The following is a 14,973-nucleotide window of genomic DNA, read 5'->3' on the forward strand; positions in this document are numbered from 1 at the left end:
GCCAGAAAACAGAAGAATTGCGACAGCACTCAATCGACTATTGGAACCCTATAATGGCCGGGTTCAGACAAGCCGCCCGCGATCATGACGCCTGCCGATTCAATTCCCGATGGCTCCACGCTGATACAGCGGCTCGATGCACTGTCCAGCGTCGAGGGCAACGCGCGTGCGGAACTGAACATCGGCATCCTTCTTTGGCCGCGCTTCCCGCTTCTGTCGCTGGGCGGACTCTGCGACGCGCTGCGTCACGCCGCCGACCGGGGCGACAAGAGCCGTCCGCTGCGCTGCGTATGGACGACGCTTGGCGTGCCCGGCACCGCCGTCGAATCGAGCTGCGGTATCAAGGTGCCGGTCCAATCGGCCTTCGCAAACGTCGATCAGTTCGATTACATCGTGGTCATCGGCGGCTTGCTCCCGTATCTCGACAAAGTGGATTTGAAATACTTGGCATTCCTGCGCGCCGCGTCGCAAGCCAATGTGCCGCTCGTGGGCATCTGCACGGGCAGCTTCGTGCTGGCCCGCGCCGGACTCATGACGGACCGCGTGGCGTGTGTGCACAGTTTTCACTTCGATGACTATCGCGCCATGTTTCCGGAATTGCGCGTGCTCACGCATGCGGACTACCTGATCGACGGTGACCGCATCACCTGCGCGGGCGGCATTTCGGTGATCGAACTCGCGGCCCGGCTCATCGACATGCATTGTGGACCGGACCGTGCATCCAAAGTCATTCATCAGATGACGGTCAGCCGCAATGCCGGTTCGTCCTTCATCGAGCGGCGGCGCGCGCTGGGCTATCTGTCCGTGGAGGATGCAACCGTGCGTCACGCGGCGCTGCTCATGGAGGAGAACCTTGAAGCGCCGCTGAACATCGCGGTGATCGCCAGGATGGTCGGCACCAGCACACGTCATCTCGAACGCGCATTCAACGCCGAAATGGAGATGTCGCCCAATGAGTTCTACCGGCGCATGCGATTACGTTACGCCCGCTGGATGCTGCTCAATACCACGCGCAAGGTCACCGATATCGCCTATGAATGCGGCTTCGCCGACTCCGCGCATTTCATTCGTGTGTTCCGGGATACGTATGGCGTCACGCCAGGCAAGCTGCGCGGCTCGCGCACGCGTCCGGCGGCCGATTGAATACTCGATTGAATCTTTTTCTCTGTCTGTCGCGTTTGTTCTATTTTTCTGCCTGATGGTGCAATCTCTTTCGATGCCGTTGTCTCACCATTCGTGATACGGCCTCCGAACTATTTTCACATTCAACATCCCTATTGCATGCGCGAAAAACCGAACATCGTCGTGATCGGCACGGGCGGCACCATTGCGGGTCGCGGTGAGACCATGGCCGATACCTCGGCTTACACTTGCTCCGTCCTCGATATCGGCGAAGTGCTCGCGACTATCCCAGAAGCATCTGCGATTGCCACGTTGCGCGCGGAGCAGTTGCTTCAACTCGGCTCCGAAAACTTCGGCAATACGCATCTGCTGATGATCGGCAAGCGGATCGCCGCCGCGCTCGCGGACGATGCCACGGACGCCGTCATTCTCACCCACGGCACCGATGCAATCGAGGAAACCGCCTACTTTCTGCATCTGACCTTAAAGAGCACCAAGCCCGTGGTCGTCGTCGGATCGATGCGCCCGCCGTCCGCAATGAGTTCGGATGCATCGCTCAATCTCTATCACGCCGTTTGCGTGGCGGCGCATTCGTCCTCGCGTGGACTCGGCACGCTCGTGGTCGCGAACGAGGAAATTCATACTGCGCGCGATGTTTTCAAAACGAGCAGCTTCAAGCTGGAAGCATTCCACTCGCCCTACGGCGCGCTCGGCCATGTGAGCGAAAGCCGGCCGCGTTATTACCGCAAGCCCGCGCGCGACCATACGACAGAAACGCCCTGGTCGGTCGAGCGGATCGAGGCCTTGCCTAAAGTGGATATCGTCTATGGATATGGCGCGCTCGAAGCAGATGCCGTCGAAGCGATTGCATCGCGCGCGAAAGGCATCGTCTTCGCGGGCACGGGGAACGGCAACATCGCCGCGCACCTGATCGGTCCGTTGCGCGATGCCGCGCGTCGCGGTGTGCATATCGTTCGCGCCTCGCGCACGTCGAATGGCATGGTCATGCGAAATGGCGCGTTGCCTGACGACGACTACGGCTGGACCGTGATCGACGATCAGCCGCCACAGAAAGCACGCATCCTGTTGATGCTGGCGATGCTCGATTCGAACTCGTCTGAAGCGATACAGTCCATCTTTTACCGATACTGAACCCGCGATATCGAAGAGCGGTTCAGAGTGGTGGTGGCATCGGCGGTATTCGACCATTCGATAAGCCATGCATGAACCGCGACCGTGACGTTCTGAACGTGGCGTGACGCCCTCCTCGATGGGCGTGTTCTTTTATACTTGACCTACGTCCCGCGCCTGAAGCGCGCCTCGCCGTGAGCTCATGAAAAAGATCAAGCCTGGCCTCGTGCTCGAACTCGTCGCCAATCTGTTGCTGCCGTGGCTCGCCTATCGGCTCGCGTTGCCCTATTGGGGCAATGTCGGTGCGTTGTATGCATCCGCTGCGCCGCCGCTCGTGTGGAGTCTCATCGAATTCGTTCGCTCGCGCCGCGTGGACGCCCTGTCCGCGCTCGTCCTGTTCGGCATCGCTCTTTCCATTGTCACGCTTGCGCTAGGCGGCAGCCCGCGCATCTTGCTGGTGCGCGAATCGCTTGCCGCGGGCGCCACGGGCATTGTCTTTCTGGTATCGCTATGCTTTCGGCGTCCACTGATCTTTTATCTTGCACGCGCCACCGTGGCACGAGAACAGGAAAACGGCGCGGAACGCTTCGAACAATACTGGAGCGATAGCGCTTCCTTGCGCGCATCGCTCAAGCTCATGACACTGGTCTGGGGCGTGGGACTGACCATGGAAACGTTGCTGCGCTTTTATTTCGCGTGGAACTGGCCCGTCGAGCGTTATCTCGTCGTTTCACCGATCATCAGTTATGCGATTTATGGCGGACTGCTTGCGTGGACATTCTGGTTTCGCGGGCGGCTCGTTGCACGGCAAAGCACCAAGGACCCGTCGCGCGACGGACTGCTTGGCTAAGCCACTCGAACGCTTACCAGCCTGCCGCGACGCCATCGCTGCGTGCATCTCCGCCCGCTTCCAGCAAACCATTGGCGTGACGCACGATCGCACCTGCGTGACCCATTGCTTCGTCATACGAACCAAGAATTTCGACCTCGTGACCGCGCGCGCGTAACGCCTCGATCGTCGATGCGGGAAAGCGCGCTTCGAGCTTGAGCGAATCCGAGCTTTGTCCCCAGGTGCGCCCCAGCAGCCAGCGCGGTGCATCGATCGCGGCCTGTGGATTCCAGCCGAACTTGGCGATGCGTGAAAACACCGCGCTCTGCGATTGCGGCTGACCATCGCCGCCCATGTTGCCGTAGACCATCGTGCGGCCATCGTCGAACCGCGCAAATGCGGGGTTCAGCGTATGAAACGGCTTGCGGCCCGGCATCAACGGATTGAGCGCGTTGGGGTCGAGTGAGAAGCTCGTCCCACGGTTCTGCCAGTTGATGCCCGATTCATTCAGCACGATACCGCTGCCGAACTCGTGGTAGATGCTTTGAATGAAGCTCACCGCCACGCCATTTCCGTCGATGACGCCCATCCATACCGTATCGCCCGGACCACGCCCTTTGCCCCATGGCGCGGCTTGCGTCATCGATACCTGCGCAGCCATGGTGTCGAGTGCGGTGGAATCGAGCAGCGCCTGCGGATCGATACTCATATGATCCGGGTCCGTGATATGCGCATCGCGCACCTTGAATGCGAGCTTGGTGGCCTCCACGCATGCGTGAACGTAATCGGCGCCGAGCGGGTCCATGCGTTCGTCCAACACGCGATCCAGAATGCCGATGATGAGCAGCGAGACAAGGCCTTGAGTGGGCGGCGGCATGTTGAAAACCGCGCCGAGCGAGTGGCGCAATTCGAGCGGTGCGCGCAGGCGTGCTTCATACGTTTCCAGATCGGCTAAAGCGATTGGCGATCCAACGCCTTGCAAGTCTCGAGCAATACTGCGCGCCAGTTCGCCTCGATAAAAATCATCGAGACCTGCATGAGCGAGTTGTTCAAGCGTGCGCGCCAGACGCGGCGCGCCACAGCGTTCGCCTGTCGATGTGGCTTTTAAATAGGTTTGTGCAAAGCCCGAAATGCTCTCTAATTCTTCGCGCTTGCCCGCAATGCAATGCGCCTGACTGCGCGTGACAGGATAACCGTGCTTAGCGTAATGAATGGCGTCCTCGAGCAACCGGGAAATGCTTAAGCCTCCGCCTAGCCTGTCGCGCGAAATGCCTAAAGCCTTTGACCAGCCCGCAACCGTACCGGCCACCGTGTTAGCCGCCAACGGCCCGCGCACCGGAATCTGCGTGAATCCATGCGATTTATATCGTTCGATGCTCGCTGCCAGCGCCGCGCCGCCGCACGCTTCTATTCCCAATGGCGCCTGCCCCGGCTGCGCGATCAGCCAGAAACCATCTCCGCCGATGCTATTCATATGCGGATAAACCACCGCGATAGTCGCCGCAGCAGCGACCATTGCCTCGATGGCGTTGCCGCCTTCGCGCAGCACACCCAGCGCGCTTTGCGTTGCGAGCGCATGAGGCGCGACGGCCATGCCGCGCACGCCGCGAGTCGGATTCGGAATGAAAGACGTCATCGGTTTTTGTTCCTGCGCAAACGATGCATATTCAGGTGTCGTCGCCATTCAGGCGCACGATTGGCGTGCGGCTTAATTCGTTATTCGTTTCGACCAGCAAAAGCAAATGGCTTAAAAACGCCTTGCGGTCCTTGGGCGGCAAAGCCGCGATGGTCCGCTCATGCGCACGCGCCACGCGCGCTTCAAGCCGCGCGAGCAACGCATGCCCAACCTCGGTAAGTTCCGCCACTTTCTTGCGGCGATCGCTTCTCGACACGCGACGCTGTACGAAGCGACGCTGCACGAGCCGCGTGAGCACGTCGGCGATATTCGCACGATCCAGTCCCACTGCGCGCGACAAGGCAATCTGCTCCGACGGCCCGAGTTGTTCGAGCGCCGTGAGAATACTGTATTGCACCGGCGTGATGCCTTCAGGCGCGCACTCCTCCATGAACAACGCGACATGGATCTGATGCAAGCGGCGAATCAGAAAGCCCGGCCTTTCGTTAAGCGTCGTATTGCGCCATTCGTACGCCAGATGATCGGGCAAGGCATCCATGTTCAGTTCGAGGAGATGATGATGATGATGGGCTGATCGTCAGCATACAGCGTAACTATTCAATCACGAAGTACGCGTATGCAAGTCTTTGCTTTATCCAGGCCGTTTTACTGAAAAGGGCTAAGCACAAACGGCGGGCCGCACGTAGCACACCGGTGCGCTCATGCACGAATTCAAGGCGTTTAAGATTTATGTGGTGCACCACGCTTTTTTTATTCGACCTCGCGAACGCTAAAGCCTGTTCGCCGCAAGCCTTTCAGGCAACCACGTTCGTTGGCATACCCCTTGCATAATCCTGCGACGAAATCGTCAGTATCCAGACGAATTTTTTTGATTCGACCAACCGTTATCCGTCGTGCGTGCGCCACACGCACTCATGCGCGGCCCAACAACACGAAGGGGGTTTTATGTCAGTCCGTCAACGCCATGTCGGCACTTTGCTTCGCGCATGCGTCATCACGCTGCTTGCAACCGCCGCCATGAGCCAATTCGCGCATGCAGCGAGCACCGATGAAATCAAGGCGCGCGGTTATCTCAGCGTTGCCACGGAAGACGACTACACACCGTTCGAATTTGTCGAGGAAGGCAAATCCACGGGCTACGACAACGACCTGCTGGCGCTCGTGCGCAAGAAGATCGGTGTCGATGTGAAGCAGCAGGTCATGCCGTGGTCCGGCATTCTTCCGGGCGTGACCACGGGCAAGTACGACATGGCGCTGACCGCCGTGCTCGTGACGGATGAACGCAAGAAGACCTTCGATTTCGCTTCGCCGACCTGCGAATCCATTACTTACTATGGAACCAAGAAAGGCTCATCGATCAAGAGTCCCGATGATTTGCTCGGCAAGGTGGTCGGGGCGGAAACGGGCAGCGCCATGCTGACGGACCTCAAGCAGTTCAACGAGGAACTCAAGAAGAAGCACGGCGGCAATGGGCTTAAACAAATCGTCGAATATCAGTCGTATCCGGAGGCCTATCAGGATCTTGGGCTGGGCCGCGTGGACGCCGTCGCCAATACACAGATCAGCCTGAATTCACTGGTCAAGACGCGTCCCGATACGTTCGTCGTCGGTCAGGCCATCGGCAAGCCGACCTATATCGCGTGGGCCGTCAAGAAAGGCAATGCCGATGTATTGAAGATGGTCGATACCGCGCTGCTCGAATTGCGCAAGAGCGGCGAGATGTATCAGCTTCAGCAAAAGTGGTTGGGCGCGACCTATAAGGACATGCCGCAATCGGTCAATTGATGTTCTCCCGCGTCTATTTCCCTGCAAGCCGATGAACGCCTTCGACTATTGGAGCATTTTTCAGGGCGCGCTGGCGACCGTGGTCCTGTCGGTCGCCAGCATCGTGCTGGGCGTGCCGCTCGGTCTCGGCCTCGCGCTGATTCGCTGGGCACGTGTGCCGGCGTTGAACCGCTTCGCGGTCGCTTATGTGAGCCTCGTTCGCTCATGTCCGGCGGTCACGCTCACGCTGCTGATCTTCTTCGCGTTGCCGCAGTTCGGCATCTCGCTCGATCCCACGCCTGCCGCGATTCTCGCGCTCACCATCAGCACCGCCGCGTTCAATTGCGAAATCTGGCGCGCTGCGCTGATGAATTTTCCGCGCGACCAATACGACGCCGCGCTTTCGTTCGCGATGCCGCGCGGTCTGCGCTTTCGCCGCATCGTATTGCCGCAAATCTGGCGCGCGGCATTACCCGGTCTCGTGAACGAGATGACGCTACAGATCAAGTCCACGCCCGCCGTCGCGGTGATCGGTATCGTTGAAATCACACGGGCTGCATTACGCGTGGGTGCGCGCACTTATGATCCGTTGCCGCCGTTCATCTTCGCGCTCGTGCTTTACGGGCTGATCGTGTTCGTGCTCATTCGTGCGCAACGCGTGATCGAACGCCGTCGACCCGTGGAGGCGCACGCCTGATGGACCACTTTCTGATCGTATGGCAACAGCGTGCGGACGTGCTCTCCGGCCTTCTCGACACGCTCGGCCTGCTGGCGGTCGCGGCGGTGTCATCGCTTGTGCTGGGCGCGCTGCTCACGCCCGCGTTGATGTCGCGACGTCCCGCCATTGCGCGCATCGCGATGCTGTATGTCGATGCCATGCGTTGCGCGCCCTTCCTGCTTTTCGTCTATCTGATTTATTTCGGCCTCCCTACCGCCGGCATTCGCTTGTCCAATTGGTGGGCGGGCGCAGTGGCGCTGATTCTGTACAACACCGCCTACATGGCGGAATTGTTGCGCGGCGCATGGGCCGGTCTGCCCACGCCGATGATCGAAGCCGCACGCGCTTATGGCTTCACGGGCTTCAGCCTCGTGCGACGCATCATATTGCCGCCGGTCTTCACCACCGCCTTGCCGATGATCGGCAATCAGCTCGTGCAGATCGTCAAGGACAGCGCCTTTCTTACCGTGATCGCGGTCGGTGAATTGACCCATCAAATGAACGGCATACAGGCCACTTATTTCATTCCATTCGCCGCATTCATTACGGCGGTATTACTTTATTGGGCCATCTGCCTCGTGATCGAAGGCGGCAGCGGCCTGTTGTCGAGATTCGTCGAGGAACGCCGAGCATGAACTTACCCAACGACGCCCCGCCCCTTGTCATGCAGGCGGCCTCACGAAGCACGCCAGCGTTGGACACGGTGCTGCAACTCAACGGCATCTCCAAGTCTTTCGGCGAAAACCGCGTGCTGCGCGACGTTTCGCTTACCGTTCACAAGGGTGAGACGGTGTGTCTGCTCGGGCCATCCGGTTGTGGCAAGTCGACACTCCTGCGCTGTGTGAACTGGCTTGAGATTCCCGATGCAGGCACGGTCTACGTATCGAATCAACGCATGGGCGTGCGTGAGAATTCCGCCATCAAGTTAAGCGATGCGGAGCTTGCGCGATCGCGCGCGCGCATCGGCATGGTGTTTCAGCATTTCGCTTTATGGCCGCATCTCACGGTACTGCAGAACGTCATGGAAGCGCCGCTGCACGTGCTCAAGCGTCCTCGCGACGAAGTGCGCGCGGAAGCAGCACGATTGCTCGAACGCGTGGGTCTGACCGCCAAGATGGACGCCTTTCCCTCGCGTCTGTCGGGCGGCCAGAAGCAGCGCGTGGGCATTGCACGTGCATTGGCGATGAAGCCCGCCATTCTGCTCTTCGACGAACCGACCAGCGCGCTGGACCCGATGCTCGTCGGCGAAGTGCTGAGCGTGATGCGCTCACTCGCGGACGAAGGCGCGACCATGGTGATCGTCACGCACGAGATGGAGTTTGCGCGGCAGGTGGCGAGCCGCATCGTTTTCATGGATGCGGGCGAGGTCATCGAAACGGGGCATCCGGAACAGTTCTTCAGCGCACCGCAGACACCGCGCGCGAGGCAGTTTCTGGCGCGCTTTCGCTCACCGCATCAGCCCCTGGACGATCGGGATTTCGACGGCACCGCCTCGTCGCGGCTGGCGTGATTCTTTGGCATTTTGCATGCATCATGCAAAATGCCAAAACCCTGCTTGTACCGCTCACCTCACTTCGTCGCGATCATATCGGCGGCCTGCTTCACTTCGCCGTCCTTGTACTTTCCCCATGTTGCCGATAATTCCGCCATCGCACGGGGATCGCGGTCGTACTCGGGCAAGGTATCGGCATCCCAATTGTGGTGTTCATCGACGCCGCGCACCAGCGTGGCACGCCGGCGGCCCGTGGTGGAACGCGCATGCGTCGGCACATAGAAAAACGCGAAGCCGATGCGGCGGTCGTCCGAGCGATTCGGCAGCGAGCTATGCGCCGTGCGTTCGTGATGCATGGAGAACTGACCGGGTTCGAGCGGCATCTCGACGGCGAGGTTGTCGTCGATACCCACCAACGTCTGGCCTTTCGCGAGCATATTGTCTTTTGCATACGTTTCTTCGTGCCGCATGTCCGGGCCGCTGTGCGACCCCGGCAGCACGCGCAGCACGCCGTTTATCGAATTCGCGGGCGTGAGCGCCACCCACACGGTCACCTCCTCGTGCGGCGTCAGCCCGAAGTAAGTCGAGTCCTGATGCCACGACACATAGCGCGGATCACGACCGTTCTTGGCGAAGATCGACGCCCCGAACAACATGATGTCCGGCCCGATCAAATCTTCGACCGCATCGAGAATGGCAGGCTTCCGGGCCAAATCGACGATGGCCGGCAGCGCCAGATGTCCCTTGATCTTGAGCGTCCGATTGACATCCTCGCCCGTGTCCGTTTCGTATTGCTCGATGATGCGGCGATATTCCAGCGCCTCCTGCGCACTGATGGCGCGCATCGGATAGACATAGCCGTGTTCCTTGAAATGCGCGACCTGCGCTTCGCTCAGATGCTTCGTCATGGGCGTTCCTTTGACATTGATCGTTACTTGATGGATTGCAATGCCGCGTGGACGTTGCGCGCGACGCTCAGCACGCCCTCGTCGTCGCCGCGCGCGCCGATGACCGACAGGCCGAGCGGCGCGCCATCGAATGCGGTCCACGGCATGCTGACCTGAGGCAAGCCCGCGAGACCGGCGACACACAGCATCTTTTGAGACCGCGCGCGTGCGTGGTCGACGGCTTGCGCGGACGCATCGGTGCGCGGCGCGATGCCGGGCACCGTTGGCGTGAGCCAATACGTGCCCGCAGGCAACGCGAGCGACATCGCGCGCTGCGCCGCCACGCGAACACGCTGCGCACGCGCCACCTCCTCATGGGTGATGGACAGACTCGCCGCGAAGCGCGCACCGACATCGGCGCCGAAGCTGGTTGCATGTTCGCGCGCCCAGCTTCCGTGACGTTGCGCGATTTCGCCGGCTTGCAGCGTGCGAAAAGCAACGGCCCATTCGCCGAGATCGGCATTGAACGAGGTGGTTTCCACGCTTTCGAGAGACTGCATCGATTGCCTGAAGCGTGCAATGACATCGTTGTCCGCACACGCGATCATTTCATTCGGCATCCGAATGAAGTGGGACGCGACCTGCGCGGGAACCACGCTGCGCGCAAGCACTTCGAACACGTCGATCAAGGCTTCGGCGTCACGCGCGAACCAGCCCACGGTATCGAAACTTTGCGCGAGCGTGAGACAGCCATCCGGCGCAATACGTCCATGCGTCGGCCGAAACCCCCACACGCCGCAATAACTCGCGGGCAGCCGCACCGAACCGCCGCAATCGGTGCCGAGCGCGATATCCGCATCGCCCGCGGCAACGGACACCGCCGAACCCGACGACGACCCACCCGGGATACGCGCGGGATCGGCAGGATTCACCGGCGTTCCGTAATGCGCGTTGACGCCGGCGAGGCTATAGGTCAGTTCATCCGTGACGGTCTTGCCGATCCACCGCGCGCCTTCTTCGAGCAACGCGCGCACGGCCAGGGCCGTTTGTATCGCCACGCGTTGCTGTTCGCGCCATGCGAGATTGCCCGCGCCCGTGCGCAGGCCCGCGATGTCGAATACATCCTTGACGGCGAGGCGCTTGCCTTCGAGTTTCGCGCCGGTACGCGCAGCATGAGGCGGCGCACCGAAGCCATCCGCGATGAAAGCGCCATGCAGGCCCGGCTGAAGCAGTGGGTCGGTCATCGCAAGGCTTCCTCGAACAGTTCGACAGGTGCCGCGTATAGGCCACGCCCGAGCAGACCCGTGCGGCCATCATCCGCGATCATCGCGATGGCGGCGAGCGGTGCGGCGCGCTGCTCCACGACACGCGCGGCATCGAGCACGCCCGGCAGCATATTGAATAATGAATGCGATTGCGCACGGACGCGCGCCTGTTCGTCGCGCCAGCCAGCAGGAAGATAAGCCTCGAAGGCTTGCGCGGGTTCCGGCGCGAAAGCCAGCGCCTGCGCCCCGAAACCCGCCGCGTCGATCACGCCGCTGTCGCCCGTCAGCGGCGCGGCCTTCGCATGCTGTTCCGGATCGAGGCGCGGCCCCTCGGGCGCATGCGCGAGCGCAGTCACCCAACGCGACGGCGCACCCGCCAGGCGGATTCCCACGCGCTCACCGTTGCCGGCCAGCGCGATCACCAGCGTCGATTCATCGGCATGCGCGCGGGTAGCCGCCATCATCATCAAATGACAGGCGGCCATCCACGGTGTGAGAAAGAAAAGCGGTGTTTGCGCAAGCATGGCGTCGACGCGTTCGTCGCTCAGGCGCGGCGCGAGTTGCATGCGTAATGCATTCGTCGCGCTCGTCGTGCGGGCATGCAGATCGTCGCCATTGGCCAGCCCTTCCTTCGCCAGAGGAAACAGGTCGATCGGTCCTTCGCTCAACGCCGCTTGCAGAACAGGCATGAGCACGTCATCGCGCCATTTCAGACGGGCGAGGATGCGCTCGTCGCGACTGCCGAAACGAATCTGCGGACCGGCGCCGCTGCCGAGCAACGACCACGCGCGCTCGTTCTGGTTTTTTGCATTCGAAATGCCAACCAGCGGCGTACCCGGCGAGATGACCGCCGCGAGCGGTGTCACCACGTCATACGCCTGCGCGCTTTCCAGTCGGACTTCGCCCTGCGCGATCAGCCGTTCCGCGTGCGGCTCGTTTTTCGCCCAGCCTTCATGGAGACAACACATGACCGCCGACGACAATACCGGCGCTGAAGGCTTTCGCGGATCGTCGAACGGCGGCCCCGCATGAAGAAGCGTGAACGCGGGAAGGTCCACCGCGTCGCGCGCGGTGCAGACATCGCTCCATTGCGGGCGCACCGCGTGGATACTTTGCAGCGCGCGGGCATTGGCATCGTCACGCATGGGCGCACAGTCCTCGAACGGATTCACGCCGCGCGCGTGAGCGGCAACGTGGGCGAGACGGCATCGTGACGCACGCCATCGCGCAGGCAGAAAAGCGGCGTCAGCATGCGGTCCGTCATCACCTGCGTGCCCTCGTTGTCTTCGAGCACCCAGCGCCCGCGCCGGTCGTCGAGCACGCTGATGTCCGCCTTGCGGCCTATCTGAAGCGAGCCGATCTCGTCCTCCATGCCGATCATCTTCGCTGCGTTGCAGGTCGCCATCGCCACGACCTGATGCAGCGGCAAGCCCAGCGCGAGCATGCTGGTCATCGCGCTGACAAGGCTGAACTGCGTGCGTCCGAGGAACGAATGCTCCTCGTCGGGATGACTGTCGGGTGTGCCGGCGGGCGCGGGGACGTGCGTGTTGTAGCCGTGCATGTCGGCGCCCAGCGTATCGGGCATCACGCCTGCATCGAGCACCACGCGCGCGGTCTTGAAACTGAAATGCGAGCCATGCCCCACATCGATCTTGAGGCCGCGCGCGACCGCTTCATGCACGAGCGGATGCAGTTGCCCGTTCTCCTCGACGAAGCCGCCCGGATGACGGCTGAACGGATGCGCCAGGATATCGCCGGGCTTGAGCGTCTCCACGACTTGATTGAAGATCGAATCCGCATGCACGGGTAGCGCGTTTTTCTCGGGCTTGGGCCAGAGCTGACCGAAGTGGATATAAAGCGGCAACTCCGCGCCGCGCCCGATCTTCGCCGCGATCTTCATCACATCGAGACCCCAGCGCGCAAAGCCGCCAATTTCAGCATGCGCCTTCACGCCCTTGACGAGATCGGTGTTCGCACGCGCGGACTTGATGGTCGCGTCCGCATCGAGACAATCCGGGCGGTACAGGTCTGGATAATAGTGACCTTCCAGACCGCCCACGAGATAAGCGGAGATATACGACAGCACGCGCGTGGCCGAACGCTCGGCCACGAAATGCCTGAACCCCGGAATGGTGATGCAACTCGCCCCGCCCTGATCGACGATGGTCGTCACGCCGGACTGCACGCCGCATTGATCCGCGTTCAGCCCGAAGCGTCCCGTGACGTATTGGTAGACGTGACCATGTGTATCGATGAGGCCGGGCAGTACGAGCTTGCCGCTGCAATCGATCACCTCGGCATGCGGCGCTTGGCTCGCGAGGTCCGCGTCCATTGCAGCGATGACGCCGCCTTCCACCAGCACGTCGAGCGTGGCGTCGATCTTCCGGGCCGGATCGATGACGCGGCCCCCTTTGAGCAGAACTTGTGACATGGGCTGGAGATTGCGCGATTGAAGAGATGCGTGGTGTACCGCAAATTATGTGCCGGTTTTTAAAGAGCGGCTTTAAAGCGCGCGCTTTCCTTGCCCTGCATGGCATCGCGGTAGACCAGATGCGTGCCGTACCACGCATTTTTCCCGGACGCTGCGCACCAAAGCGGACGGCGCACTCGAAAACGCGCACCGCGAACAGGCACGACGCCTTCCCTTGGTGATTCGTTGGTGTACCCCGCAATTTTTGCGTCGCGTGGGTCTTTCGGCCTAGAATGGTGCATCGCCCGCTTCAACTATCAGACCGTGACCATGCGAACTACCGTCATCGAAGACAAGGACCTCCAGGAGATCCGCGCGGAACTCGCCGAGCGCCAGGCGCGTTCGCCGCTCTTTGCGCGCCCCGGCTTTCTGATTCGCCGCATGCATCAGATCCACACCTTCCTGTTCGCCGAGGAAACCAGCGAGTTCAACATCACGCCGGTGCAATACAGCCTGCTCACCACGCTGGACGCGCTCGGTGAAATGGATCAGAACACGTTGGCAATCGAAGTCGGACTGGAGCGTTCGAGCGTTGCCGAAGTGATTCCGCGCCTGCATGCGCGTGGTTTCGTGAATCGCACGCAGGCCGAGCATGACCGGCGGCTTCGGCTTGTCAAGCTCACGCCTGCGGGCAAGCGTCTGGTGAAGAAAATGGCAGCGGCCGTACAGCGCGCGCATGATCGCACCATCGAACATCTCTCGCCGGTGGAGCGTGATATTTTCATGCTGCACATGATCCGCCTCGTCGAATCGAACAACTCGGATAGCCTTGTGCCGTTGCGTTTGCCGGACAAAGAAGACCTTGTAGAGTGAACGCCTGGATCACGCCGCGCGCAAGTCGAATGCGCCGATATGCGCGGCAATCGCTGTGTTCACGGCATCGGCGTGCGTGAGCGGACCCATGTGGCCTGCATCGGCGAGCACGGCGAGCCGTGCTGCAGGCATCAGCGCGGACAAGGTTTCGGCGATGAGACGCGTCGGTGCGGGCGCATGTTCGCCGCGCATCACGAGCGTGGGAATGCGCAGATCGGCGTAAGCCCATGCGGGCGTCGGCTCATGAATGAGCGCGCGAAAATCCAGTGGCGCTTTGGGCACCCATCGCGTGAGCAATGCTTGCACGGAAGGCTTGAGTGCCGACCATGCGCCCATACCGCTCCAGTAATCGACGAAAGCGCTCGCCGCGCCGCGCAAATCTCCGCTCACCACGCCTTCCGCCGTGCGCGCCGCGACGGCCAGAATCTCCGCGAACGCGGCACTCCCGCTCGCGCCCAGAGCCTTGAGCAAATGAAACGCCGATGGTTCGTACAACGTGATACTCGCCACGCGCGCGGGCCGCTCCAATGCCGCGCGCAACGCCACGCCGCCGCCATACGAATGGCCGACCAGATGCACCGGTTCGTTTTGCCAGTCGATGATTTCGATCGTGCGCGCGGCTTCGTCCGCGAGCGTGAAGGCGCGTTCGCCGCTCCATGGTCCCACGCTGTCGCAGCCATAGTGCTCCGGCGCGATCAACGCGTAGCGCGCACCGAGCGTTTCGCCGAGGCGACGCCATTGGCTTGCGCCCGCGCCCGAGCAATGCAGCGCGATCACGGTCGCGGATTCGTGTCGTTCGAAAGTCGTTTTCATCGTTCAAGGTTGATCAGGTATCCAAACTCTTCT

At 61.4% G+C, this 14,973-nt stretch carries 15 protein-coding genes; 8 read left to right on the forward strand and 7 right to left on the reverse strand.

Going from position 1 to position 14,973, the window contains the following annotated elements; translation table 11 throughout:
- Nucleotides 1–84: 84 nt before the first annotated feature.
- From ACZCWR_RS30220 to ACZCWR_RS30230, 3 genes are all read left to right on the forward strand, one after another.
- Entirely contained in the window at nt 85–1,143 is a 1,059-nt protein-coding gene (locus tag ACZCWR_RS30220; RefSeq protein ID WP_487305343.1) for a GlxA family transcriptional regulator, read from the forward strand.
- A 138-nt stretch (nt 1,144–1,281) separates the two neighbouring features.
- Nucleotides 1,282–2,274: an asparaginase gene (locus tag ACZCWR_RS30225; protein WP_487305344.1), complete on the forward strand. Its 993-nt coding sequence runs from the start codon at nt 1,282–1,284 to the stop codon at nt 2,272–2,274.
- Between the two features lie 181 nt (nt 2,275–2,455).
- The gene (locus ACZCWR_RS30230; protein WP_487305345.1) at nt 2,456–3,103 is read left to right on the forward strand and encodes a VC0807 family protein; all 648 of its coding nucleotides are present in this window, start codon (nt 2,456–2,458) and stop codon (nt 3,101–3,103) included.
- A 13-nt stretch (nt 3,104–3,116) separates the two neighbouring features.
- On the opposite strand, the gene ACZCWR_RS30235 is transcribed toward ACZCWR_RS30230, so the two are convergent.
- A complete protein-coding gene (locus tag ACZCWR_RS30235; RefSeq protein WP_487305346.1) occupies nt 3,117–4,718 on the reverse strand; it encodes a gamma-glutamyltransferase family protein in 1,602 nt (533 codons plus the stop codon).
- A gap of 31 nt (nt 4,719–4,749) precedes the next feature.
- Nucleotides 4,750–5,256: a MarR family winged helix-turn-helix transcriptional regulator gene (locus ACZCWR_RS30240; RefSeq protein ID WP_487305347.1), complete on the reverse strand. Its 507-nt coding sequence runs from the start codon at nt 5,254–5,256 to the stop codon at nt 4,750–4,752.
- Nucleotides 5,257–5,663: 407 nt separating this feature from the next.
- On the opposite strand from ACZCWR_RS30240, the gene ACZCWR_RS30245 reads away from it, so the two are divergent.
- Genes ACZCWR_RS30245 through ACZCWR_RS30260 form a run of 4 tightly spaced genes read left to right on the forward strand, consistent with a single transcriptional unit; the run spans nt 5,664 to nt 8,710 of the window.
- Nucleotides 5,664–6,503, forward strand: a complete 840-nt coding sequence (locus ACZCWR_RS30245) for a transporter substrate-binding domain-containing protein (RefSeq protein ID WP_487305348.1) — start codon at nt 5,664–5,666, stop codon at nt 6,501–6,503.
- Nucleotides 6,504–6,534: 31 nt separating this feature from the next.
- Entirely contained in the window at nt 6,535–7,179 is a 645-nt protein-coding gene (locus ACZCWR_RS30250) for an amino acid ABC transporter permease (RefSeq protein ID WP_487305349.1), read from the forward strand.
- Complete coding sequence (locus tag ACZCWR_RS30255; RefSeq protein ID WP_488876507.1) at nt 7,179–7,835, forward strand: amino acid ABC transporter permease; 657 nt, start codon at nt 7,179–7,181, stop codon at nt 7,833–7,835. The genes ACZCWR_RS30250 and ACZCWR_RS30255 overlap by 1 nt, the downstream gene beginning before the upstream one ends.
- The gene (locus ACZCWR_RS30260) at nt 7,832–8,710 is read left to right on the forward strand and encodes an amino acid ABC transporter ATP-binding protein (protein WP_487305350.1); all 879 of its coding nucleotides are present in this window, start codon (nt 7,832–7,834) and stop codon (nt 8,708–8,710) included. Before ACZCWR_RS30255 ends, ACZCWR_RS30260 begins: the two co-directional genes overlap by 4 nt.
- 59 nt (nt 8,711–8,769) lie before the next feature.
- On the opposite strand, the gene ACZCWR_RS30265 is transcribed toward ACZCWR_RS30260, so the two are convergent.
- From ACZCWR_RS30265 to ACZCWR_RS30280, 4 genes are read right to left on the reverse strand one after another with little or no spacing between them, the layout of a single operon-like run.
- Entirely contained in the window at nt 8,770–9,600 is an 831-nt protein-coding gene (locus ACZCWR_RS30265) for a phytanoyl-CoA dioxygenase family protein (RefSeq protein WP_487305351.1), read from the reverse strand.
- 23 nt (nt 9,601–9,623) lie between these two features.
- A complete protein-coding gene (locus ACZCWR_RS30270; protein WP_487305352.1) occupies nt 9,624–10,823 on the reverse strand; it encodes an amidase in 1,200 nt (399 codons plus the stop codon).
- Complete coding sequence (locus ACZCWR_RS30275) at nt 10,820–11,989, reverse strand: YlbE family protein (RefSeq protein WP_487306188.1); 1,170 nt, start codon at nt 11,987–11,989, stop codon at nt 10,820–10,822. Before ACZCWR_RS30275 ends, ACZCWR_RS30270 begins: the two co-directional genes overlap by 4 nt.
- A 23-nt stretch (nt 11,990–12,012) precedes the next feature.
- A complete protein-coding gene (locus tag ACZCWR_RS30280) occupies nt 12,013–13,275 on the reverse strand; it encodes an amidohydrolase/deacetylase family metallohydrolase (protein ID WP_487305353.1) in 1,263 nt (420 codons plus the stop codon).
- A 309-nt stretch (nt 13,276–13,584) separates the two neighbouring features.
- Between ACZCWR_RS30280 and ACZCWR_RS30285 the strand changes: the two genes are divergently transcribed.
- Nucleotides 13,585–14,127 carry a MarR family winged helix-turn-helix transcriptional regulator gene (locus ACZCWR_RS30285; RefSeq protein ID WP_487305354.1) on the forward strand — a complete coding sequence of 181 codons (543 nt, stop codon included), beginning with the start codon at nt 13,585–13,587 and terminating at the stop codon, nt 14,125–14,127.
- Between the two features lie 9 nt (nt 14,128–14,136).
- Here ACZCWR_RS30285 and ACZCWR_RS30290 read toward each other — a convergent pair whose 3' ends face one another.
- Nucleotides 14,137–14,940 carry an alpha/beta fold hydrolase gene (locus tag ACZCWR_RS30290; RefSeq protein ID WP_487305355.1) on the reverse strand — a complete coding sequence of 268 codons (804 nt, stop codon included), beginning with the start codon at nt 14,938–14,940 and terminating at the stop codon, nt 14,137–14,139.
- Nucleotides 14,941–14,973: the final 33 nt, after the last annotated feature.

The sequence above is a fragment of the Caballeronia sp. A2-2 genome, from assembly GCF_057612605.2.

Excerpts from the sequence above, each read along its gene's own strand:
- ACZCWR_RS30230 (WP_487305345.1), top strand. The coding sequence starts at position 2,456 with ATGAAAAAGATCAAGCCTGGCCTCGTGCTCGAACTCGTCGCCAATCTG.
- ACZCWR_RS30255 (WP_488876507.1), top strand. The coding sequence starts at position 7,179 with ATGGACCACTTTCTGATCGTATGGCAACAGCGTGCGGACGTGCTCTCC.
- ACZCWR_RS30240 (WP_487305347.1), bottom strand. The coding sequence starts at position 5,256 with ATGGATGCCTTGCCCGATCATCTGGCGTACGAATGGCGCAATACGACG.
- ACZCWR_RS30290 (WP_487305355.1), bottom strand. The coding sequence starts at position 14,940 with ATGAAAACGACTTTCGAACGACACGAATCCGCGACCGTGATCGCGCTG.
- ACZCWR_RS30280 (WP_487305353.1), bottom strand. The coding sequence starts at position 13,275 with ATGTCACAAGTTCTGCTCAAAGGGGGCCGCGTCATCGATCCGGCCCGG.
- ACZCWR_RS30225 (WP_487305344.1), top strand. The coding sequence starts at position 1,282 with ATGCGCGAAAAACCGAACATCGTCGTGATCGGCACGGGCGGCACCATT.
- ACZCWR_RS30220 (WP_487305343.1), top strand. The coding sequence starts at position 85 with ATGACGCCTGCCGATTCAATTCCCGATGGCTCCACGCTGATACAGCGG.
- ACZCWR_RS30260 (WP_487305350.1), top strand. The coding sequence starts at position 7,832 with ATGAACTTACCCAACGACGCCCCGCCCCTTGTCATGCAGGCGGCCTCA.
- ACZCWR_RS30245 (WP_487305348.1), top strand. The coding sequence starts at position 5,664 with ATGTCAGTCCGTCAACGCCATGTCGGCACTTTGCTTCGCGCATGCGTC.
- ACZCWR_RS30235 (WP_487305346.1), bottom strand. The coding sequence starts at position 4,718 with ATGACGTCTTTCATTCCGAATCCGACTCGCGGCGTGCGCGGCATGGCC.
- ACZCWR_RS30265 (WP_487305351.1), bottom strand. The coding sequence starts at position 9,600 with ATGACGAAGCATCTGAGCGAAGCGCAGGTCGCGCATTTCAAGGAACAC.
- ACZCWR_RS30270 (WP_487305352.1), bottom strand. The coding sequence starts at position 10,823 with ATGACCGACCCACTGCTTCAGCCGGGCCTGCATGGCGCTTTCATCGCG.
- ACZCWR_RS30275 (WP_487306188.1), bottom strand. The coding sequence starts at position 11,989 with ATGCGTGACGATGCCAATGCCCGCGCGCTGCAAAGTATCCACGCGGTG.
- ACZCWR_RS30285 (WP_487305354.1), top strand. The coding sequence starts at position 13,585 with ATGCGAACTACCGTCATCGAAGACAAGGACCTCCAGGAGATCCGCGCG.
- ACZCWR_RS30250 (WP_487305349.1), top strand. The coding sequence starts at position 6,535 with ATGAACGCCTTCGACTATTGGAGCATTTTTCAGGGCGCGCTGGCGACC.